Source organism: Rhodococcus sp. no. 34, assembly GCF_054589475.1.
Window position 1 is genome coordinate 154,425 of the sequence record NZ_BAAILK010000046.1, and the last position, 26,016, is coordinate 180,440.

Annotated in this window: 1 protein-coding gene; it reads left to right on the forward strand. The window is 64.6% G+C overall.

Features of this window, described 5'->3' with window-relative positions; genetic code table 11:
• Positions 1-26,016 (forward strand): non-ribosomal peptide synthase/polyketide synthase (locus tag ACYP01_RS21980; RefSeq protein WP_459682435.1); only part of this gene is annotated, 26,016 nt, incomplete at its 3' end.

A 26,016-nucleotide genomic window follows, 5' to 3' on the forward strand; every position in this document is an offset into this window, starting at 1 on the left:
ATGGATACCGACAAGAGGATCGACCCGCTCACCGGATCGCGAAGCCTGCCGGCAGGAGCGTTCCCCCTGTCAGCGGTGCAGCGCAGCATGTGGTTTGCGCAGCAACTTCACCCGACGGTCCCGTACTTCATCGCGCAGTACATCGAGTTCCACGGCGATTTGGACATGCAACTGCTCAGTCGCGCCGCGGTGGAGGCTGCCCACGAGTTCGAATCACCGTTTCTACGGTTGATGTACCCGGATGGGGAGCCCTGCCAGATCGTGGACTTCACGATCGACCCGGGCATCGACTACTTCGACTTCCGCGAGCGTGAGAACCCTCGGCAGGCTGCCTCGGAGTGGATGGACAACGATTACGCGACGACGCTCGATCTGACTCGCGATCGTCTCGTCGAGATGACAATTCTTCAAACTGGTGATCGGGATTACCTGTGGTACACCAGGATTCATCACGTCGCTCTCGACGGATACAGCGGTATGACGATCGTCAATCGGATTGCGGCGATCTACACCGCAGCCGTCGAAGGTCGAGAGCCTGCGGTGAACAAGGCGCTCGACGTCACGACGCTGTCCGAGCTCGACCAGAAGTACCGCGAATCGAGCCGATTCGAAGCCGACCGCGAGTACTGGGCCCAGCGTGTGTCGGGCGTCGAACACGGTTCGACGTTGGCCACCCGTGAGGGACCCCCGACTGCACGCAGTGAACTCGTCAGTGCCGCGATGTCGGCGAACAGCCTTGCTGCCTTGGACGAGTGGAATTCACGTTCCGGTGCAACTCCGGCCGCAGTGTTGATTTCGGCACTGGCGTGCTACCTGTCCCGCAGTACCGGCTACGACGACGTGCTGATCAACCTGCCGGTTTCCGCGAGGACGACGGCACCGCTGCAGCGGTCCGGCGGAATGCTGGTCAACGTCGCGCCGCTACACATCCACGTAAACCCGGACGAAAGTGTCGACGATCTGGTCGGGCGCGTGCAACTCGAACTTCTCGGTGCGCTTCGTCATCAGCGATGCAGCCTCGAGGACATCCGGCGTGATGCCGGTCTGACCGTCGGCGACGCGCGTCTGTCCGGCCCGATGATGAATGTGATGCTCTTCCGGCAGGAGATAACCCTCGGGCCACTGACCGGTGAGTATCACATCGTCACGTCGGGTCCGGTCGAGGATCTGCTGGTCAACGTGTACCAGAGCGGCGATCCGGCGCAGACGTTGATCGACTTTCGCGGAAACCCCAATCGCTACGGACACGACGAACTGGCCGAGCACCACCGGGCGTTCACCGAGTTGGTCGCAGAACTGACAGCAGCACCGGCCGGTACGCCGATGAACCGGATTCATCCGGCAAGTGCCGAGGCAGGGGCGCGCAGTGCACAGCGCAGGGAACTCGAGCGGTTCTGGGCGAGATACCTGGGGGACTCCGACGAGGGCTCCACAATGGACCTCGAGACACTGGGCCTCGAGCGAATCGACGCCGAATCGGAGCCCACCGGTACGAATCGGCTGAGCGTCCCACTCGATCCCGCGGTCGCCGAACTTGCGCGCACGGAAGGCGTCTCCCTCTTTGCCGTTGTCCATGCCGCATTTGCTGCGTTGCTGTCGAGATCGACCGAGCGCCGGGACGTGCTGATCGGAACGAGGACCGAGTGGGGAACTTTGCCCCTGCGTTGCGAGGTCGATCCGGCGGCGCCGTTCGACGAGTTCGTGAGTTCTCTTGCTCGAGAACGCGATACGTTGTCGATTCGATCGGCGGCAGGTGTCCCCGCACTGCCCGAGTTGCACGTCCACCTCAACGACGGCTCGCAGGAGACCACGATTGCCGGCCTCGACGTGGCGATCGACGTCCACGCAGATACCGGCGCCCTCGAGGTTGCGTACTCCACGCAGCACTACGCCGAATCCACGGTCCGAGCCTTCCTCTCGCGACTGGTGCGGATCCTTGCAGGCGCAGCAGCAGCCCCGCGAACGCCGGTCGGAGACCTCGATCTCCTCGACGACTTCGAGCGTGAGTCCCTGGTACCGGCGCGGGGAGCGACCGCGTCCTCCCCGTTGACCCTCCCCGATATTCTCCGCCGGGCCTCGGCTGTGAACCCCGATGCTCCAGCGCTCGTTTTCGGTGATCGTGAGGTGAGCTACCGGGATCTCGACGCCGAGTCGAACACACTCGCCCGTGAACTGATCAACAGGGGAGTCGGCCCCGGCACCTATGTCGCCCTTGCGCTGTCGAGGTCTCTCGAATCGGTGACCGCGACGTGGGCGGTGGCCAAGACCGGCGGTGCCTTCCTCCCGATCGATCCGCACTACCCCGAGGATCGTATTCGGCACATGCTCACCGATTCGGGAGCTGTAGTCGGAATCAGTGTGGGGGAGCACCACGGCGGGCTCGCCGATTCGGTGGATTGGCTGCTCCTCGACGAACTGGACACCTCGCACCATTCCGATGCACCGGTCGACGACGCCGAGCGGCGTACGCGCCTGAGCTACGACGACCCGGCATACCTCATCTACACGTCCGGCTCCACCGGTGTCCCCAAAGGCGTCGTGGTCAGTCACCGCGGGCTGAGCAGCTTCGCCGACGAAGAACGAGTCAGGTTCGGAGTCGAACCTGGAGACCGCACCCTGCATTTCTCTTCGCCGAGCTTCGACGCTTCGGTCCTCGAACTCCTCCTTGCCTTCGGGGGCGCGGCAACGATGGTGATCGCGCCGCCCACCGTGTACGGCGGCGACGAACTGGCACAGGTGATGCGTATCGGACGGGTCACCCACGCTTTCGTCACCCCGGCCGCGCTGGCAACAGTCGATCCCGCCGGCCTACCGGATCTACGAGTGGTCGTGACCGGCGGCGACGCATGCTCACCCGCGCTGGTGGATCAGTGGTCACACGGACGCTCGATGTTCAACGCGTACGGACCGACCGAAACCACCGTCGTCGCCACTCTGACCGGACCGCTGAGCAGCGATGTTCCCGTCACCATCGGGAAGCCGATGCGCGGAGCCGCAACCGTCCTCCTGGACTCGCGGCTTCAACCGGTGCCGATCGGTGTCGCCGGCGAGCTCTATGTGAGCGGTGTCGGTTTGGCGCGCGGGTACCACGCGCGTGCCACGATTACGGCCGAACGATTTGTGGCCGACCCCAACGGTGTTGCGGGAGAGCGCATGTACCGCACGGGTGACCTCGCGCGGTGGAACGGCGAGGGTGAGCTGGAGTACCTCGGCCGGAGCGACTTCCAGATCAAGATCCGCGGTTTCCGCGTCGAGCTCGGCGAGATCGACGACGTGCTGCGCCGCCACCCGAGCGTCGCACAGGCAGTCACCGCCGGAGTTGCGGGCCCGAGTGGGGAAACACTGTTGGCGGCGTACGTCACGGCGGCTGCGGGCACACACATCGACAACTCCGAGCTGGTCGCCCACGCGAGATCTTCGTTGGCAGCCCACATGGTTCCGGCGCGGATCGTCGTCCTCGACTCCATTCCGTTGACTCCGGCAGGAAAGATCGACAGGAAAGCGTTACCGGACATCGATTCTGTGGGCGGGTCGGCTGAATACCGTGCCCCCGAGACCTCGACCGAGAAGCGAATTTCGGCGGTGTTCTGCGATCTGCTCGGTATCACCCGGGCGGGAGCAGACGACAGTTTCTTCGACCTCGGCGGTGACTCGTTGATCGCGACCCGCGTCGTGTCGCGAGTCAACGGAGCTCTCGGAACGACGCTGAGCGTTCTCGACCTCTTCGAGGCGCCGACCGTCTCCGCTCTGGCAGCACGTGCCGACCTCGCGGACTCGCGGAACACACGTGCCCCGGCACTGACGCGTATCGATCGCCCTGACCGGATACCGGTATCTCTGGCGCAGCAACGAATGTGGCTGACCAATCAACTCGATCCGAGTTCGCCGGCGTACAACATTCCGATCGCGGTTTCGATGACCGGCGATCTCGACGTCGATGCACTGTTCACCGCGCTGCGGGACGTGATCGTTCGACACGAGATCTTGCGGACCGTTTTCCCCGAGAGTGCGCGTGGCCCCGTCCAGCACGTTCTCGGTGTGGACGAGATGTTCGATCATCTCGAGGTGGAAACGGTGCCTGCCGCAGTGACCTCGGCGCGGGCGAGTGAGCTCGCGCGAGAGGGATTCGACGTCAGCGAATCGGTGCCGATCCGCGCGACTCTGCTCGAGGTGAACGAACGCGAGCACACCTTGGTCCTCGTCGTGCACCACATTGCAGCAGACGGCCTGTCGATGGCGCCGCTGGCTCGTGACGTGATGGTGGCGTACGCCTCGCGGGCGAGCGGACGCGTGCCGGCGTGGCTGCCACTCGAAGTGCAGTACGGCGATTTCAGCGAGTGGCAACGCGGAGCGCTCGGTGAAGCGTCCGACCCGGATTCGATTCTTGCCGAGCAGTTGCGGTTCTGGTCGCACACGCTCACCGAACGCGGTGAGCTCGCGGAACTGCCGATGGATCATCCGCGGCCTGCGGGTGTCTCGCTGCGCGGTGACGATCTCGATTTCCGGATCGACTCCGCGACGTACCGCCGGGTCGGCGAGATCGCGGCGCGCAGCGATGTCAGCGTGTTCATGGTGATCCACGCCGCGCTGGCCGTCCTGCTCAGCCGAGAATCCGGAGCGAACGACATCACGATCGGCACTCCGGTGGCCGGGCGGAGCGAGCGCGCTCTCGACGACGTCGTCGGAATGTTCGTCAACACGGTGGTGCTGAGGACGGTTCTCGAGGGGGGACTCACCTTCGGTGAAGTTCTCACCCGCGTCCGCGACGTCGACGTGGCGGCCTTGCAGCACACCGAAGTGCCGTACGACGTACTCGTCGAATCCCTCGCAGACAACCAGGCGCCGCTGTTCCAGGTGATGCTGGTGATGCAGGGCGCCGCTCCTACCGAGGTCACTTTGCCCGAGCTCGAGGTCACGGTCGACGAACTGTCGACGGGCGCGGCAAAGTTCGATCTTCAGGTCATTCTCACCGACCGCGGCGACCATCTCGACGGCCAGTTGAACTACGCCAGCCAGCTTTTCGACTCGGACACCATGTCCGGCCTCGCTGATCGCTTCACGATGCTCCTCGACGCGGTAGCTGCCTACCCGGAATCCGTCGTCGGCGACGTCGATCTCACAGCTCCGGGCGAGGCGGAACTGGTCCTCGAGCGTTGGAATGCCACCGAACACGCCGTACCGATCACCACCCTCTCGGACCTGGTGGCGGAGCAGGCAGCCCGGACACCCGAGGGGGCCGCGCTGGTCTTCGGCGAGCGGACACTGACCTATGCGGAGTTCGACGCGAGGGTCGGTGAACTTGCCAGAACCCTCATCGCCCGCGGGGTCGGCCCGGACATGCGCGTCGCGGTGTCGATTCGACGGTCACCGGAACTACTCGTCGCGGTCCACGCCGTGATCCGTGCCGGTGCGGCATACGTCCCGGTGGATCCCGATCATCCCGCCGAGCGCATCGCGTACGTCTTCGACATCGCGGAACCGATCTGCGTGCTGAGCCGGCCCCAGGACCACGGCGCTCTTCCCGCGCGAGTCCCGATCGTGGACGTCGATCTCGATCGTCAGGTGTCCACGACGGCGCCGATCACCGACGCTGATCGGCTCGGACCCCTCCGCCCGGACAATGCTGCTTACGTGATCTTCACGTCCGGATCGACGGGTCGACCGAAAGGTGTTGCAGTATCACACCGTTCGATCGTCAATCGCCTGCTGTGGATGCAGGACACGTACCCCCTTCACGCGTCGGACGTGGTGCTGCACAAGACTCCGGTGACCTTCGACGTCTCGGTGTGGGAACTGTTCTGGCCCCTGCAGACCGGCGCGCAGTTGGTGATCGCGGAACCGGACGGGCACCGTGATCCCGGGTACCTGTCGGTGTTGATTGCCGACAGAGGCGTCACGACGGCGCACTTCGTTCCGTCGATGCTCGCGGAATTCGTCGCTGCCGCGACTGCCGGGCAGTGTGCGAGCCTGCGTCAGGTGTTCTGCAGCGGTGAAGCCCTCGCGCCTACCACTGCGGAGGCGTTCACCCGTCTGAGTTCTGCGGGACTGTTCAACCTGTACGGACCCACGGAGGCTGCCGTCGACGTCAGCGCCGCCGAATTCACCCCCGACATGACCGTCACCGTTCCCATCGGTGCGCCCGTGTGGAACACCCAGCTCTATGTCCTCGACGGGCGGCTGCATCCGGTTCCGGTCGGCGTTCACGGCGAGCTGTATCTGGCGGGAGTGCAACTGGCGCGTGGATACCTCGGGCGCAGCGATCTCACCGCCGACAGGTTCGTGGCCGACCCGTACGGCCCGTCTGGCACCCGGATGTACCGAACCGGTGATGTCGTCCGGTGGCGCGCCGACGGGCTGCTCGACTATGTCGGTCGACGCGATTTCCAGGTCAAGATCCGCGGGCAGCGCATCGAACTCGCCGAGGTCGAAGCAGCGTTGCTCAGGCTGCCCGGTGTCACGCAAGCTGCTGCTCTCGTCCATCACGACGACGTGGTCGGTGACAGTTTGGTCGGCTACGTCATCGCCGAGACCGGCACTTCGATCGACACGGACGGTCTACGCACCGAGTTGAGAGGTCTCCTTCCGGCCTACATGGTTCCCGCGGTGGTCATCGCCCTCGACGTGTTCCCTCTCGGTTCGACCGGCAAGCTTGATCGGAAGGCTCTGCCCGCGCCCAGCTTCGACAGTTCGCAGACGTATCTGGCGCCGCGAACACCGCTCGAAGCGCAGTTGGCGGCGATCTTCGAGGAGCTTCTCGAATCCGGGGCAGTCGGTGTTCACGACAACTTCTTCGAGATCGGCGGAAACAGCCTCGTCGCTGCACGCGCTGTGGCGCGCGTGAACGATTCGCTGTCGTTGAACTTGTCGATCAGAGAGTTGTTCGACGCGCCGACCGTTGCGCAGTTGGCGGTCGAGTGCGCCACGGCACGAGGGGGACCGGCAGTCCTTCCGCTCGAGGCATTGCCGCGGCCACAGACGATCCCGCTGTCGCTGGCACAAAAGCGCATGTGGTTCGTCAATCAATTCGACGTCACGTCCGCGGCGTACAACGTCGCCATAGCGATCAGGCTGAGAGGCCGGTTGGACGTTGCCGTGTTGGAGGGCGCGATCACCGACGTGCTTACTCGCCACGAATCGCTGCGCACGCTGTTTCCCATGACCGAGGGAGTGCCGGCGCAGGTGATCGTCGAACCCGGTGAAGCGTTGGGCGCGCTGCCGGTTGTCGCCGCGAACGCCGAAGCGGTACTCGGGGAGATCGAACGTCTCACCTCGAGGGGCTTCGACGTCACGCAGACTCCACCGATCAGGGCGGAACTGATCGAGGTCGACGAAGAAGATCACGTCCTGACCGTGGTCGTCCATCACATCTGCGCCGACGGATTCTCGATGGCACCGTTGGCGTTCGACGTGATGAGCGCGTACTCGGCAAGGCATCGAGGTGAGGCGCCAGACTGGTCTCCTCTTCCGGTCCAGTACGCGGACTTCGCCATCTGGCAGGAAAGGGCTCTCGGTCGGATCGACGAAGCGGACAGCACTCTTGCCGGTCAGCTCGAGTACTGGACACGTCAACTGGCGAGTGTTCCCGAACTTCTTGCGCTCCCCGCAGATCGACCGCGTCCGCGTGTGCAGGATCTCTCGGGCGGCGTCGTTCGATTCGACATCGATGCCGGCATCCACCGTCGTCTGAGCGAAACCGCGATCGAACACCGAAGCAGTATGTTCATGGCGGTACACGCCGCATACGCAGTGCTCGTGGCGAGATTGTCCGGCATGGAAGACATCACGATCGGCTCACCGATCGCCGGGCGCGGAAATGCCCTGCTGGATCCGATGGTCGGTATGTTCGTCGGCACGTTGGTCCTGCGCGCCGACGTCGACCCCGCCGCCTCGTTCACCGATCTGTTGGCCAGAGTTCGCAGCACCGACCTCGACGCCTTCGCTCACGCAGACGTCCCCTTCGAGCGCGTCGTCGATGCGCTGGCTCCGGAGCGGTCGACGTCGCATTCACCGTTGTTCCAGGTGATGCTGGAGTTCAAGAACACCACTCGGCCAGCAGTTCGTCTGACGGATTTGGACGTCGAGGTCCTCGAACTCGAATCCGCCGTCTCGAATTTCGATCTGCAACTCACGCTTGCCGAGACCTTCGACGACGACGGCCGGCCGGCCGGAATCGAGGCCGGGTTCACCTACGCCAGCGCCCTGTTCGACGAGTCGACCGTCGAAGGTTTCGCTCGATACCTGGTTCGGATTCTCGGTGCTGTCACCGAATCACCGCACACGCCGGTCGGCGACATCGATCTCGTGAGTGATCTCGACACGATTCGCGCCGTCGCACCGGAACTTCCCGAGCAGGTTCACTTCTCGACGTTGCTCGAGCGCAAGTACGTCGACGAACCGCAGAGGACTGCACTGATTTTCGGCGACCGCCATCTGACCTACTCCGATCTGGACCGCCGCGCCAACCGGCTTGCACGACTGTTGATCAGCCGCGGGGTCGGTCCGGAATCCGTTGTCGCCCTGGCATTACCACGCTCACTGGAATCCGTGGTCGCGATCTGGGCGGTTGCCCGGTCCGGCGCTGCATTCGTACCCGTCGACCCGGCGTATCCCGTCGACCGCGTGCACCACATGATCAACGACTCGGGAGCGGGCGTCGTTCTCACCACCGCCGAGCATGTGGGTGTCGTCCCCGACGAGGCAGACGCCGTTCTGCTCGATCAGGCAAAGACACTCGCAACCCTCGAACAGATCGGTGATCAGCGGATAGATGCCTCGGAGCTGCTGGCTGCGGTGTCCCTGGACAACCCGGCCTATGTCATCTACACCTCCGGTTCCACCGGCGTCCCCAAAGGCGTCATGGTCACTCACCGTGGGCTTTCGGCACTTGCCGAGCAGGAACGCAGTCGCTTCCGCGTCGAGTCGACCTCGCGCACGCTGCATTTCAGCTCACCGAGCTTCGACGCCTCGATTCTCGAACTCCTGATGGCTGTTGGTGCCGGGGCCACGATGGTCATCGCCCCACCGAGCATCATCGGCGGAACCGAACTGACGAGTCTGATCGCCGACCAGCACGTCACGCACGCCTTCATCACACCAGCCGCTCTGGCCACGGTCGATCCGAGCGGACTGAACGAGCTGGTGTGCATCGGAACCGGCGGCGACGTCTGCCCACCGGACCTCGTCGCCGCCTGGGTCAGCGATCACCGGATCATGATCAATGCCTACGGACCAACCGAATCGACGGTCGTCGCCAGCATCACCGAGCCGATGTCCCCGACCGATCGAGTGACGATCGGTCGCCCGTCGACAGGCATCACCGCGTGGGTCCTCGACAATCGCCTGCACCGCGTCCCGGTCGGAGTGACGGGAGAGCTGTACGTCAGCGGCGACGGACTCGCCCGCGGTTACCGAAACCGCGCCGGCACGACCGCCGAACGATTCGTGCCCAATCCCGCGGGTAGTGCGGGCACACGGATGTACCGAACCGGCGACCTCGCCAGGTGGAACAAGAACGGCGAACTCGAGTACCAGGGTCGAGGCGATTTCCAGGTCAAGATTCGCGGATTCCGCATCGAACTCGGCGAGATCGAGGCAGTTCTGGCTCGCTATCCCGGCGTTGCACATTCCGTGGTGACCACGCTCGAACGTGACGGAGGCGCCGCACGGATCGTCGGATACGTCGTGCCTGCCAACGACGCTCAGACTGTGGATCCCGAGGCCGTCATCGCGTTCGCGGGCTCGGCTCTGGCCCCGTACATGGTTCCTGCGGTCGTGGTCGTTCTCGACGAACTGCCGATGACTGCCAACGGAAAGCTCGACCGCCGAGCCCTGCCGGTTCCCGACTTGCGAGCAACCCAGGCACGCTCGCGGGCCGCCGAATCCGATACCGAACGCACGCTGGCCGCCTTGTTCGTCGATGTCCTCGGTGTCGAATCGGTGGGCGTCGACGACTCGTTCTTCTCGATGGGCGGCGATTCGATCATGTCGATTCAGCTCGTCGCCCGTGCCCGCGATGCCGGGCTCGTCTTCACCCCGCGTGACGTCTTCGAGGTGAAATCGGTCGCCGGTCTTGCGGTTTTGCTGGCATCGACCAAGGACGACGAACCCGAGGTGCTCGAGGAACTTCCCGGAGACGGCGTGGGCCACGTGCCGTTGATGCCGGTGGCTCAGTGGTGGCTCGACCGGCTCGGCTCCGATCTCCGAGGTCTCGATTCGTTCTCCCAAGCGACTCTTCTCAACGCGCCGCACGGGCTTCACAGTGTGGAGCAGTTGACCGCGGCTCTTCAAGTTGTTCTCGATCGTCACGACATCCTTCGCGCACGCCTCGAGCTCGACGGCGAGCGCAGGCTTGTTGTCGGCGAGCCGGGATCTGTTGCAGCCGAGAATATTTGCCGGGTGATCGAGGTAGAGGCCGAGCCGGGCACCGCGGTGTTCGACGCGGCGATCGTCGACGCACTGGGCGGTGCGCGTCGAGAACTCGACCCCGGCCGGGGCGTGATGGTGCGGGTCGTCTGGTTGTCCGGCGTGCGCAACACCGGCCGGCTGCTCCTGGTGATCCACCACCTCGCCGTCGACGGTGTCTCCTGGCGCGTCCTCGTGCCGGAACTTGCGTCGGCTTTCCACCGCATCGATGCAGGCGAGGAACCGGAGCCGTCGTACTCGGGCACGTCGGTTCGTCGTTGGTCGCATGCGCTCCGCGACATCGCGCCCGATCGAAGAGTCGAATTGCCCCGGTGGCGTTCGATACTCGAAGGTGCCGACCCGCTGATCGGAACCCGGCCGCTGGACCCGCGGCTCGACACGTTCGATTCGGTCGGCCGAGTTGTCGCCGACGTACCCGTCGAACTGTCCGACACAGTCCTGACCACGCTTCCGGCGCTTTTCGGTGGATCAGTCAACGACGGTCTCGTTGCTGCTCTCGCACTGGCACTGACGCAGTGGAGGCAGGCACAGGGCATACGAACCGACAACGTACTCATCTCGATGGAGGGCCACGGACGCGAAGCTCACGTGGTGCCCGGTGCGGACGTCCTGCACACGGTCGGCTGGTTCACCAGCGTCTTCCCGATGCGGATCGACCTCGCCGGCATCGACATCTCGGAAGTGATGAGCAGCGCCCCAGAGGCAGCGGTGGTGCTCAAGCGTGTCAAGGAAGAACTCTTGGGTGTTCCGGACAGCGGCATCGGCTACGGAGTTCTGCGTTACCTCGACGAGGTGGGTCGAGGGGAACTCGAAGACCTCCGCCAACCGCAGATCTCGTTCAACTATCTCGGTCGCTTTTCCGGAACCGAAGCAGGAGAGTCACTGGGGGACTGGGCACTGGCGCGGGACGTCGATCTGGAAGAGGCAGCTCGGTCCGCCATGCCCGTGGGTTCGGTCCTGGACGTCAACGTCGTCACCACCGAGATCTCGGGCGCACCGCACATCGGTGCCACTATCGCCTATCCCACCGGCGTGCTGGCAGAGCGCGATGCTCGCGCCATCGCCGACCTCTGGGTGCAGGCGTTGCGCGCGCTGGCCACCTACGCCGAACACAGCGAACGCGGGGGACTCACCCCGTCCGACATCGACCTGATCGACCTCGACCAGGAGTCCATCGACCACCTCGAGCACGAGTTCCCGACACTGACCGACATCTGGTCCCTCTCACCACTGCAATCCGGACTGCTCTTCCACGCCCGCTACGCCGAACACACAGTCGACGCGTACACCGTCCAACTCGCACTCGAACTCGACGGCGTCGACGCGTCCCGGTTGCACCGCGCCGCACAGGCACTGCTCGACAGACACGAGAACCTACGCGCGGCGTTCACGACCGACACCGGTGGACGATCGGTGCAGGTGATCAACGCAGACGTGGACGTGCCGTGGACCGAGATCGACATCTCTCCGTTGGCCCCCACCGAACAGGCAACCGAGATACGCGAGCTCCTCCATGCGGATCGGGTGCGAGGCTTCGACATGGCCACGCCGCCCCTGCTGCGGTTCCTGCTTCTGCGAACCGGAGACGACGCGTATCGGTTGATCCTGACCAACCACCACATCCTCCTCGACGGATGGTCGATGCCGCTGCTGGTCCGTGACCTACTGACGCTCTACGCCACCGACAGTGATCACAGTGCCATCCCACGCGTACACCCCTACCGGGACTATCTGAGCTGGATCAGCACTCGCGACGACAGCGTGTCGATCGAAGCCTGGGGCGAAGCACTCCGCGGACTCGACGACCCGACGCTGCTGACCGGAACCCACGCTGTCGACGAGGACGGCGCGACTTCACGCTCGACCACCACAGCCCTCGGAGAACGTGAGACGGAACTTCTGCGTGGATTCGTCCGCTCCCGTGGCCTGACGACAGCCTCCTTGATCCAGGTGGCCTGGGGAATCGTGCTCGCCGAACTCCTCGGCCGCGACGACGTCGTCTTCGGTGGAACCGTCTCCGGCCGACCACCCCAGGTGTCCGGCGTCGAGTCGATGGTGGGTTTGTTCATCAACACCGTCCCCGTTCGAGTGCGCCTCGATCCGCGAGAGTCCCTGGCAGCGCTGTGCATTCGCGTCCAGGCGGAACAGGCGCGGTTGTCCGATCACCATCACGTGGGGCTTTCGCACATCACTTCGGCAGTGGGCGCCGCTGCATCGTTCGACACCCTTACTGTCTTCGAGTCGTATCCCGTCGACCGCGGTGGACTCTCCTCCGGCACCGACATCGCCGGAATGCACGTTCTCGACGTCCACGACGCCGAGGATGCCGCGCACTATCCACTCGCGATCGTTGCCTCTGCGGCAGACGGGCGACTGCGGCTCAAATTCGAGTATTTCCCGGGAGTCCTGGGCGATCACGACATCGACGCGATCGCCGACCGGTTGCTCCGCACCCTCGAGCTGATCACCGCACAACCGGATCTGCCGCTGGCGAAACTGCGTTTGATGCCGGATTCGCAAGTGCAGCAATTGGTTCCCGCGCGCGGCAGGCAGGGCCGCTCGGTCAGGACACTCGATCGCGTCTTTTCGGACACCGCGAGCAGATTCCCCGAACGGGTCGCGCTGTCCTGTGGTGAGAGAAAGATGACCTATCGAGAGCTGGACGAGGCGTCGAATCAGTGGGCGCGCGTGCTGATCGCTGAAGGCGCCGGGCCGGACTCACGGGTGGCGATCTGTGTGGAACGCTCCTTCGAATCCGTCGCAGCGGTCTGGGCGATCACCAAGACCGGCGCCGCCTTCGTGCCGATCGATCCTCGCTACCCGAGTGACCGGATCTCGTTCATGCTCGAGGACTCGGCATCCTCGCTCGGATTGACCACAGCTGCCCACAGACCCGGCGACGGCGGTGTGACGAAGTGGCTCGAACTCGACGACCCGACGAGCATCGCTCGGCTCTCCGGAGTGTCCACGGCGCCGCTACGCGAGGACGAGCGTCGAGGAACCCCGCGGTTGGAGAACACTGCCTACCTCATCTACACCTCGGGCTCGACCGGCCGACCCAAGGGCGTCGTCGTCACGCACACCGGTCTCGAGAACTTCGCCGACGAACAGCGTCATCGCTACGGTCTCACCGAGAATTCGCGCGCACTGCATTTCGCCTCTCCGAGCTTCGACGCCTCCGTTCTCGAGTACCTGCTCGCCTTCGCCGTCGGCGGCGAACTGGTCGTAGCTCCCACCACCGTCTACGGGGGAACCGAACTGGCCGACGTTCTCCGCGAGGGACATGTCACCCACGCGTTCATCACGCCTGCAGCGCTGACGTCGGTGGATCCCGAGGGAATCGACGAACTGACCACCATCACGGTGGGCGGCGAGGCGCCCTCGGCGGACCTGGTGCGCACCTGGGCGCCGGGAAGATCGTTCGTCAACGTCTACGGACCCACCGAAACCACCATCTCCTGCAACCTCAGCGACCCCATCCCGGCCGGCGAGAAGGTCTATCTCGGACCGCCGAACCGCGGATTCAGCGAGGTTGTCCTCGATCGCAGACTTCAACCGGTGTCCGTCGGAGTTCCCGGCGAACTGTATGTCGCCGGAGTCGGACTCGCGCGCGGCTATCACGGGCGCTCACCACTGACGAGCGAACGATTTGTCGCCAACCCGTACGGCGAGCCGGGGGAGCGGATGTACCGCACGGGCGACGTGGTGCGCTGGCGCAGCGACCGCACCATCGAGTACCTCGGACGCAGCGACTTCCAGGTCAAGATCCGCGGCTTCCGTATCGAACTCGGCGAGGTCGACACGGCGTTGGGTCAGCTGCCCGGCGTGGAGTACGCGGTCACGTTGGCGGTGCGCGGACCCTCCGACGAGCAGGCCTTGGCGGCATATGTCGTCTGCGACGACGAACGCCGGGTGAGCGCCGAGGACATCCGGGCGGCGGCACGGGAGCTACTGCCGGCACACATGGTGCCCGCAAGCGTCGTCGTGCTCGACGAACTACCGCTGACCGGCGTCGGCAAGGTCGATCGGGCTGCTCTTCCGGGGCCTCGTTTCGACACCGATGCCGAAACACTCACTGCACCGGCCACCGAGTTGGAACGGCTGGTGGTGGGCGTTTTCGAGGACGTGCTCGGAGTGTCTCCGATCGGTATCGACACTCACTTCTTCGACGTCGGCGGAAACTCACTGACCGCGACCCGCGTCATCGCCCGCGTCAACGCACTTCTCGGCACCGACATCGGCGTTCGAGGACTGTTCGAGTCTCCGACAGTTCGGCAGCTCTCGCGTCTGGCGGAGAGCGTCGGCCGCGGAGAGAACCCCAGACCACCGTTGACTCGGCGATCCCGCCCGGACCCACTGCCCGTGTCACTGGCACAGAAGCGGATGTGGTTCCTCAACCAGTTCGACGTGACGTCCCCCGCCTACAACGTTCCCCTGGCAGTGCGCCTCGACGGCGATCTGGACTTCGCCGCATTGCAGGCCGCGGTAGCGGACGTACTGGGGCGCCACGAGAGCTTGCGGACGAAGTTCCCCTCGATCGACGGACAGCCGGTTCAGCAGGTGATGTCCAGCGACGAGGTCATGCCGATCCTGGAGCCGGAAATCGTCACTGCTGCCAGAGTGTCCGATCGAATCCTCGAGCTGGCCTCCGCAGGCTTCGACGCCTCGGCCGAAGTTCCGATCCGCTGCGTGGTCCTGCGCGTCGACGGGGACGAGCGCAGGCACGTACTTGTGATCGTCGTCCACCACATCGTCGCCGACGGGTTCTCGATGAACCCCCTCGCAGCGGACGTGGCAACCGCCTATGCGGCCCGCAGTGCCGGCAGTGCGCCGAACTGGTCGGAACTGGCCGTTCAGTACGGCGACTTCGCTGTGTGGCAGCACGAAGTGCTCGGCTCCGAGGAAGATCCGGACTCGGCTCTGACCCGTCAGCTCGATTACTGGAAGGACCGACTCGCGGGACTCGGTGAACCGATCGCGTTGCCGACGTCTTTCCCACGTCCGGCAAAGCCGTCCATGGTCGGCTCGGTCCACCGGTTCGCGGTATCGCCGCAGACCCATCGGGCGCTGACCGACCTGGCACGTGAGCACGGCACCACCATGTTCATGCTCATGCACGCAGCACTGGCGGTACTTGCGGCGCGCCTGGCCGGTACCGAGGACATCGCCATCGGGACACCCGTCGCCGGCCGCGGCGAGGCCGAACTCGATCACCTGGTCGGTATGTTCGTCAACACTCTTGTGCTGCGAACACAGATCACGCCCGACGCGTCGTTCGAGGACGTCCTCGCCCAGGTTCGCGAAGGCGACCTCGGCGCGTTCCAGCACACCGACTTGCCCTTCGAAAGGTTGGTCGACGCACTCGACCCGGAACGCTCGACTTCGCACACTCCGTTGTTCCAGATCCTCATCGAGTTCCGCAACAATGCACTCCCACAACTCGAATTGCCGGGGCTGTCGGTCTCGGGAGTCGAGTTCGACCTACCCGTCGCCAAGTTCGATCTGCAACTCTCGGTCACCGAGCGTTACGACGCGGATGGCGGAACGGATGGAATCGACGCCGAATTCATCTACGCCACAGACCTGTTCGACGGTGACTTGATCGATTCGTTCTCACGCAGACTGCTCACCATCCTCGAGGCGGTCTCGCGAGAGCCGTCGACTCCTACCGGTGACATCGACGTCGTGGGCGCCGACGAGCGTCGACAGATGCTGACCGAGTGGAACACTCACGCCGAACCGGCCCCAGCGGACAACATCGCGGACCGATTCTTCGAGGCTGTTGCAGCACATCCGTCGTCGACCGCGGTCAACGACAGCGACGGCGCCATGACGTACGCCGAACTGGACGGGCGCGCTAACCGCCTGGCGCGGCTCCTGATCGGCCGCGGTATCGGTCCGGAATCCGTGGTTGCCGTTGCAATGCCCAGAACCACCGATCTCGTGCTCGCCCTCGTCGCCGTCATCAAAACCGGAGCGGCATACCTGCCGGTCGACATCACCTACCCGGCCGAGCGCATGCGGTTCCTCTTCGACGACGCGCAGCCGGTATGCCTGGTCACGACCGGAGACTTCCGAAGCGACCTACCTTCGGAGATCATCGAATCCGGCATAGACGTCGTCGAACTCGGATCGCCGGAGATCGCGGTACGCCTCGATCACTCCGCGCCCCATCGCATCACCGACGCGGACCGGACGACACCACTTCTGCCCGACGCGGTCGCGTACATCATCTACACCTCCGGATCCACAGGGCGCCCCAAAGGTGTCCAGGTCAGCCACCGCAACGTGCTGACTCTGATGGACAACACCGCCCCGACGTTCGGGTTCGACGACACGGACGTGTGGACCATGTTCCACTCGTACGCATTCGACTTCTCCGTCTGGGAGTTGTGGGGGCCGCTGCTACACGGGGGCCGACTGGTCGTCGTCGACTACTACACGACCAGATCGCCGGACATGTTCCACGAACTGCTCCGCAGGGAGCGAGTGACGGTGCTGAACCAAACACCCACCGCCTTCTACCAACTCGCCGAAGCCGACCGTGCGTACTCACCGAACGGCACGGATCCCGACCTTGCACTGCGCTACGTCGTCTTCGGTGGCGAAGCGCTCGATCTCGGGCAGTTGCGCAAGTGGTACGACAGGCGGCCCGACACGGCTCCGACGTTGGTCAACATGTACGGGATCACCGAGACGACAGTGCACGTCAGTCGAATCGCACTCGACCGCAACGACAGCGAGCACGCGTCGGCGAGCATCATCGGGCGAGCAGTACCGGGATTGTCCGTCTACGTACTCGATCGGCGACTGAACTTGGTACCACCAGGTGTCGTCGGCGAAATGTACGTGGCCGGTGATCAGGTGACTCGGGGATACCTCGGGAAACCCGCATTGACTTCGGTGCGGTTCCTTCCCGATCCATTCGGTAGTTCGGGGGATCGAATGTATCGGAGCGGGGACCTGGCGAGGTGGAACGACGCGGGGCAGTTGGAGTACGTGGGCCGCAGTGATTTCCAGGTGAAGGTGCGTGGTTTCCGCATCGAACTCGGAGAGATCGAAGCCACAATGCTCCGCTGCCCCGGCGTCGCGGCCTCGGTAGCACTTGTTCGAACGGAGGGAGCGTCACCGCGGATCGTCGGGTACGTGGTCGCCGAAACAGGCAGTACCGTCGATTCAGCGACGGTGACCGACTTCGTCGCCGCCGAACTCGCGGAGTACATGGTGCCCACCGCGATCGTCGTCCTCGAATCGCTTCCACTGACGGTCAACGGAAAGCTCGACCGACGAAGCCTCCCGGCTCCGGACTTCACCGTCACGGGACCAACCGAGGCGACGCGGGCGCCGGCCACCGCTACCGAAGCGGTCCTCGCGGACCTCTTCGCGGAGGTGCTGGGTCGGGGCAGTATCGGAGTGGACGATTCCTTCTTCGGTCTCGGCGGCGATTCGATCATGTCGATCCAACTCGTCTCACGGGCGAAGTCCGCAGGCCTCGTCTTCACTCCGCGGGACGTCTTCGAAGCGAAGACCGTGGCCGGCCTCACCAAAGTGCTCCTCATCGAATCATCGGAAACGGCACCGGTTCTCACGGAGCTACCCGGCGGGGGAGCCGGCCCGCTACCGCTCACGCCGATCATGGAGTGGCTCGTCGAACGCAGTCGCGGTGACCTGAGCACGATCCGCAGTTACAGCCAGAGTGCGCTGATCGCACTGCCCGCGGATGTCTCCGGCCCCGCGCTGGAACGAGCATTGCAAACGATCCTCGATCGTCACGACGTGCTGCGGGCGCGCCTGGACGCCGCGACTCACCAACTCGAGATCCGCGAGCCAGGGAGCATCACCGCCCCCGACATACTGCGCCGAACCTCCATCGTGTCCACCAGCGGCGAAGAATTCGTCGCCACTGCGGAAACCGCGATGCAGGACGCATCCAGCCGCCTCGATCCCGAACACGGGAAGATGATCAGCGCAGTCTGGTTGGATCCCGTCAGCTCGAACGGCAACCGGGCCGAAGCCGGACGGTTGCTCCTGGTCCTTCATCACCTCGCGGTCGACGGTGTGTCCTGGCGCATGCTCGTCCCGGGCCTGGTCACTGCTTATGCCTCGGCGTTCGACGGAGAAACACCGATACTTCCGCCGGGTGGAACGTCGATACGTCGCTGGGCGACAGCGCTCGCCGAGACCGCTGCGCAGCGACGCGACGAGATCGACCTGTGGTCGAGAATGCGGACCGACGAGCCATTGCTCGGGGCACGCGGGCTCGACCCAGCCGTCGATGTCGGAGCCACCGTCGACCGAGTCAGCGTCGACGTTCCGACTTCGGTGACCGAGAACGTCATCTCGACGGTGCCTCAGCATTTCGGAGGCTCGGTGAACGACGGGCTGCTTGCAGCTCTCGCGATTGCCGTCACCGCCTGGCGTCGATCGCGCGGACAGCGCAGCGGGGAAGTGCTCGTCAACCTCGAAGGGCACGGCCGCGAGGAGAACGCCGTACCGGGCGCCGACCTCTCGCGCACGGTCGGTTGGTTCACCACCTTGTTCCCCGTCCGGATCGATCTCACCGGACTCGATGTCGTCGATGCACTGGCCGGGGGATCAACCGCCGCCTCCGCCGTGAAACTCGTCAAGGAAACGCTGCTCGGCCTGCCCGACAACGGAATCGGGTTCGGCATCCTGAAGTACCTCGATCGAAACGAGGAACTTCGTGAGCTGCCCACGCCGCAGATCTCGTTCAATTACCTCGGACGATTTGCCGGCTCGGATCCCGAGCACGGCGAAGTGCCATGGCTGCCGATCTCGGAAGTGACCCTCGACGAAGCGCACAGCGGCGAATTGGCCGCCGCGTCGGTGCTCGACATCAATGCCGTCACGACCGATACCGCACACGGTCCGATTCTGCGCGCTACGTGGTCCTTCCCCCGCGGCATTCTCAGCGAGGCCGAAGTCACCGAACTGGCGGAGCTCTGGGCCCGAGCACTGGGCGCACTGAGTGAATACGTGGAGGAACACTCCGAGCGCGAGCTCACGCCCACCGATCTCGATCTCGTCACCGCGGATCAACAGAGCATCGAACAGCTCGAGCGCAGATTCCCCGACCTGACCGACATCTGGTCACTGTCACCTCTGCAGTCGGGGATGCTCTTCCACGCCCAGTTCGACGAAACCGAAATCGACCCGTACATGGTGCAACTGACCCTCGAGCTCGGGGGTCGGGTGGAGGCGCCGCGCCTGCGCCGCGCCGCGCAGGCCTTGGTTGATCGTCATCCGAGCCTGCGCGCGGGATTTGTCTCCGCACCGGGAGGGCGGGCACTGCAGGTGATCCGTTCCGGTGTCGACATCGGCTGGGCCGAGATCGACCTGTCCGGGGCCGAAGACAGTGAAGTCGCGTTCGGTCAGCTGCTCGAACGCGATCGCGCTCATCGTTTCGACATGGAAACAGCCCCGTTGATCCGCTTCATGCTCGTGCGAATCGGACCGGACACAGCACGCCTCGTCGTGACGAACCACCACATCCTGCTCGACGGCTGGTCCACCCCGCTGTTGCTTCGAGACCTGCTCACTCTCTACGCAACCGACGGTGACCCCGAGATTCTGCCCCGAGTTCAGTCGTATCGCGACTATCTCTCCTGGATCTCGAAGCAAGAACCCGAGACTTCGCTACGGGCGTGGCAAGAAGCGCTACGGGGCGTCGACACGTCCACCCACCTCTCGAGGGCAGACACCGCCGCCGAAACCGTGGCAAGTGAAATCCACTCGTACTCGCTGCCGACAGAACGAACCGAGACTCTTCGAGCGTTCGCGCGAAGCCGCGGCCTGACCATGGCGACCCTGGTACAGGTGGCATGGGGAATCGTGCTCGCCGAACTTGTCGGACGCGACGACGTCGTCTTCGGCGGAACGGTCTCAGGACGCCCACCACAGGTGCCCGGCGTGGAATCGATAGTCGGCCTGTTCATCAACACGGTGCCTGTCCGAGTCCGCCTCGACGCCCGAGAAACCCTCGCCGAACTGGCCATTCGCGTCCAATCCGAGCAAGCGTCATTGCTCGACCACCACCACATCGGACTGTCGGACATCGCCGGAGCAGTCGGCGCCGCCGGTTCCTTCGACACCCTGACGGTATTCGAGTCGTATCCCGTCGACGAGACAGCCCTGACCGCCGAAACCGACATCGCGGGAATGCACGTTCTCGGCATCGACGGACGCGACTCGGCGCACTATCCGATTGCCGTGGTGGCGTCCGAAAGTGACACGCTGAATCTGAAGATGGAGTACTTGCCGACACACTTCTCCGCCCGCGAAGTCGCCAAGATCACCGAGCGCGTGGGCATCGTCCTCGGGCAACTCGCCTCGGCACCGGATCAGCCGCTGGCCCGTCTGCAGGTTCTCACGGAGTTCGAGAGCCGTGATCTTGCGCCGGTCTTCGGCTCCCCGGGGCGCTCCGCGCGAACGCTCCCAGAGATTCTCGCCGACGTCTCTGCCACCAATCCCGACCGCATCGCGCTCTCGGCCGGCAGCCGTTCCATGACCTACGCCGAACTGGACCGGCGCTCGAACCAGTTGGCCAGAGCCATGATTCGCCGCGGCGCCGGGCCCGAGACGTCGGTTGCCATCGGCATCGAAAGGTCCGTCGAATCCGTACTCGCGGTGTGGGCGGTGGCCAAGACCGGCGCAGCGTTCGTCCCCGTCGACCCCACCTATCCGGCTGACCGAATCGAACACATGCTCAGCGACTCCGAGGTGTTGTTCGGGTTGACCGTCGTCGACGCCATCGACACACTTCCACCCATCGTGTCCTGGTTGGTGCTCGGAGAAGAGGCATTCGACGACGACGTCGCCACCAGTTGCACGCTGCCGATCACCCAGGACGAACGGCGTGCACCGGTGGTCATGGACAACGCCGCCTACGTGGTCTACACCTCGGGATCCACCGGCCGACCCAAGGGAGTTGTCGTCACCCACACCGGACTCGACAGCTTCGCACTCGACCAGCAACGTCGATTCCACGCCGATCACCACTCTCGAACCCTGCACTTCGCCACCCCCAGCTTCGACGGAGCCGTCTTCGAGTACCTGCAGGCATTCGGTGTCGGAGCAACCATGGTGATCGTCCCGACCGACATCTACGGCGGCGCCGAACTGGCAAGTCTCATCCGCCGCGAACACGTCACTCACGCGTTCGTCACCACGGCAGCACTCGCCACCGTCGACCCGGCCGGCCTGGACGAGTTCCGGCACGTCGTCGTCGGGGGAGAGACACTACCGCCGCATCTCGTCGGCCTCTGGGCTCCCGGACGAGAATTCGTCAACGCCTACGGCCCGACCGAGACAACCGTCATGGCAGACATCAGCGAACCCATGACAGTGGGCGCACCCATCACGATCGGTGGACCGATCCGCGGCGTGCACGAGATGATCCTCGATTCGCGCCTGCAACCTGTACCCGTCGGAGCTCCCGGTGAGCTGTACATCGCCGGCGTCGGCCTGGCTCGCGGATACCACCGGCGTCCCGGCCTGACCAGCGAGCGATTTGTCGCCGACCCCTTCGGCAAGCCAGGCGACCGGATGTACCGCACGGGCGACATCGTCTCCTGGCGAAGCGATCACACCATCGAATACGTCGGGCGTAGCGACTTCCAGGTCAAGATTCGCGGATTCCGCATCGAGCTCGGCGAGGTCGACGCCCAGATCACCGCAATGGCGAGTGTCACGAACTGCGTGACACTCGGCGTCGACGGACCGGCCGGCGCCACAGTTCTCGCGTCCTACCTCACCGTCGAGGAAGGATCGACGCTGACCGGGGCAGAGATCACCGCGCACCTCGCCGGACGTGTTCCCTCGCATATGGTTCCGGCCAGCATCATGATCGTCGACGAGCTACCGCGCACCGCGGTCGGCAAGCTCGATCGAAAAGCGTTGCCGACGCCGGAGTTCACCGGAACCGGTGTGGAATTCCGGGCGCCCGGCACCAGCCTCGAACGTAGGATCGCCGATGCGTTCATCGACGTACTCGGCGTCGAGCGGGTAGGCGTCGACGACAATTTCTTCGAGCTCGGCGGCAACTCGCTGATCGCCACTCGCGTGGTCTCGCGGCTCAACTCCGCACTGAACATCGACGTCGGGGTGCGCGTGCTGTTCGAGGCACCGACGACGGCTCAGCTCGCCGAACGGCTCTCCAGCGCTGTCACTGCCGTCGGCGCTGTGCCGCTCACTCCCATGGAGCGCAGTGGCAGCGTCCCGCTCTCGTTGGCGCAGAAGCGCATGTGGTTCCTGAACCAATTCGACACACGCTCAGCCGCGTACAACATCCCACTAGCTGTTCGCCTTACCGGTGACCTCGCCGTCACGGCCATGCAACAGGCCATCGCCGACGTCGTCGAGCGGCACGAAACACTGCGGACGGTGTTCCCCGCCGTCGGCGGCGATCCGATTCAGCAAGTGCTCACCGTCGACGAGGCAGTACCGCCGGTCCGTGAAATGACGTTGGGGGAGGACGAACTCGCGGAGCGCATGCAACGACTCGCCACGACCGGCTTCGACGTGTCAGTGGACCTGCCGCTGCGCGTGGCACTGTTCCGACTCGACACCGCTGAACCCGTTCACATTCTGTTTGTCGTGGTCCATCACATCTGCGCCGACGGTTCGTCGATGGCGCCGCTCGCACGCGACGTGATGACGGCCTACCTGGCGCGTACGGCAGGGACCGAGCCCACGTGGGCGCCGCTCGAGGTGCAGTACGCAGACTTCACGTTGTGGCAGCATCGCGTCCTCGGATCGGAAGACGACCCGGAATCCGTCATCAGTCGCCAATTGCACTACTGGAGTGAGCAACTCGCCGGACTCGACGACGTCATCGCACTGCCCGCCGACCACCCGCGACCCGTGCAACAAACCTTCCACGGTGACCGATTCACCTTCGACATCGACGCGAACACCCACCGCGCCCTCGCGGATCTCACCAGGGCAAACGGTGTCACGATGTTCATGGCGCTGCACGGCGCGCTCGCAGTGCTGATGTCCAAGTTGTCGGGCGCCGACGAAGTCACCATCGGCACACCGATCGCCGGCCGAGGTCAGGCAGCGCTCGACCATCTCGTCGGAATGTTCGTCAACACACTGGTCCTGCGAACCAGCGTCGATCCCGACATCACGTTTGCCGACCTGCTGGAGCACGTCCGGGAAATCGACCTGGCCGCATTCCAGAACTCGGACCTGCCATTCGAACGGCTCGTCGACGTCATCAACCCAACCAGATCCACGTCGTACTCACCGTTGTTCCAGGTCGCCCTCGAACTTCAGAACAACGAACCCGCACATTTCCACCTACCCGGCCTCGACATCGACGGACTGACCGTGGAAACCAAATTCGCGAAGGAGGACCTGGAGCTGATCGTCGACGAGAAGTTCGACGAGTTCGGCATCCCGGCTGGGATGTCCGCAGCCTTCGACTTCGCAACCGATCTCTTCGAACCCGCCACCATTCGGCGGTTTGCCGACCGACTGCGCCTGATCCTGGACGCTGTCGGACGCGAACCCGCAACACGTATCGCCGACATCGGCATCCTCGGCGCCGATGAAACAGCTGCCCTGGTGCCGGCATCCGGTGCCGCCGCGACTCGAGCGCGGGTGTGGCCGGAGATCCTCGCCGAAGCAGTCTCCTCGAACCCGGATGCCCCAGCCCTCTCGAGTCGCGAGAGGTCGATGACCTACCGCGAGCTCGACGAGGAATCGACGAAGCTGGCGCGCGCGCTGTGTCGGCGTGGCGTCGGTCCCGAAGATTTTGTGGCGCTGGGTCTGCCGCGGTCCACCGCGGAGATCGTCGCGATCTGGGCGGTCACGAAAACCGGTGCAGCATTCTTGCCGGTCGACCCGAACTATCCCGACGATCGCATCAACCACATGCTCGACGATTCGCGGGCCGTACTCGGCATCACCGACGACGCTCACCGCAGTCAACTTCCCGACACGGTCGAGTGGATGGTCCTCGATGAAGCCGAGACCGTCGACGAGATCGACGCCCAGAGCGCAGCCGCGATCACCGATCGCGACCGCACGATCCCCTTGCATCACGGGCATCCCGCGTACCTGATCTACACCTCGGGTTCAACCGGGAAGCCGAAGGGCGTCATCGTCACCCACCTCGGGTTGTCAAACCTCAACGCCGAGGAACATCAGAGATTCAACGTCCAGCCCTATTCGCGGATCTCTCACCTGGCATCACCGAGCTTCGACGCCTCGGTCTTCGAACTCATGATGGCGTTCGGCAGCGGAGCGTGCCTGGTCGTCATCCCACCGACGGTCTTCGGCGGATCCGAGTTGGCCGAAATCTTTGCCGACGAACACGTCTCACACGCGTTCATCACTCCGACCGCGCTCAGCTCGATCGAAAGCTCCGCGCTACCCGAACTCCGCGTACTCGCAGTCGGTGGCGAGGCCTGCCCACCCGAACTCGTGGACATCTGGGGCCGCGACCGTCGCATGTTCAACGGATACGGACCCACCGAATCCACCATCCAGGCCAGCGTCAGTGAACCCATGCGGCCGGGCAAGGACATCAACATCGGACGACCGGCCATCGGCTTTGCCGGACTGGTCCTCGACGGGCACCTCAAGCCCGTGCCGGTGGGAGTCATCGGGGAGCTGTACGTGACCGGCCCCGGACTCGCCCGGGGATACCACAATCGTCCCGACCTCACCGCCGACCGATTTGTCGCCGATCCGTTCGGCGAACCAGGCCAGCGGATGTACCGCACGGGCGACCTGGTGCGCTGGCGCTCCGACAGCACCCTCGAATACCTGGGCCGCAGCGACTTCCAGATCAAAGTCCGCGGATTCCGCATCGAGCTCGGCGAAATCGACTCTGTCCTGATGGCACACCCATCCGTCTACTTCGCCGCCACACTCGGGCACGAAGCGCCGTCGGGGGAGACGATGATCGCCTCCTACATCCAGCCCGTGGAAGGACAGACCGTCGACGACTGGGAGCTTCGCCGCCATCTGTCTTCTCGCCTGCCCGCGCACATGGTTCCCGGCGCGATCGTCGTCGTCGACCGCATTCCGGTGACACCGGTCGGCAAGCTGGACCGCAAGGCACTGCCGACCCCGAGCTTCGAGCGACGCACGGTCCCGTACGCACCGCCGACAAACAACACCGAACGAACGGTCGTCGACATCTTCGAGACCGTGCTCGGGCACGAGCACATCGGCGTCGACGACGACTTCTTCGAACTGGGCGGAACGTCGATCGTGGCCACTCGCATCACCATCGAACTCGAGAAGCGTCTCGGGATGCGAGTGCCGTTGCAATCGCTTTTCCTGGATCCGACACCTGCCGGAGTCGCCCGGGCTGCCGACGGAATGGACGCACACTCGCCGGACGATTCGTCGGATCTTCTCGCCCCGATGATCACGCTGCGCGCCGGATCCGATCGTGCACCACTGTTCTTCGTCCATCCGGGTATCGGATTGTCCTGGGGTTACGCAGAATTCGTCAAGCATCTCGAGCTGGATCAACCCGTCTACGGTCTTCAGCTACCGTCCCTGAGCGGCGGGCCCAGCTTCGACTCGCTGACCGAACTCGCCGACGACTACGCG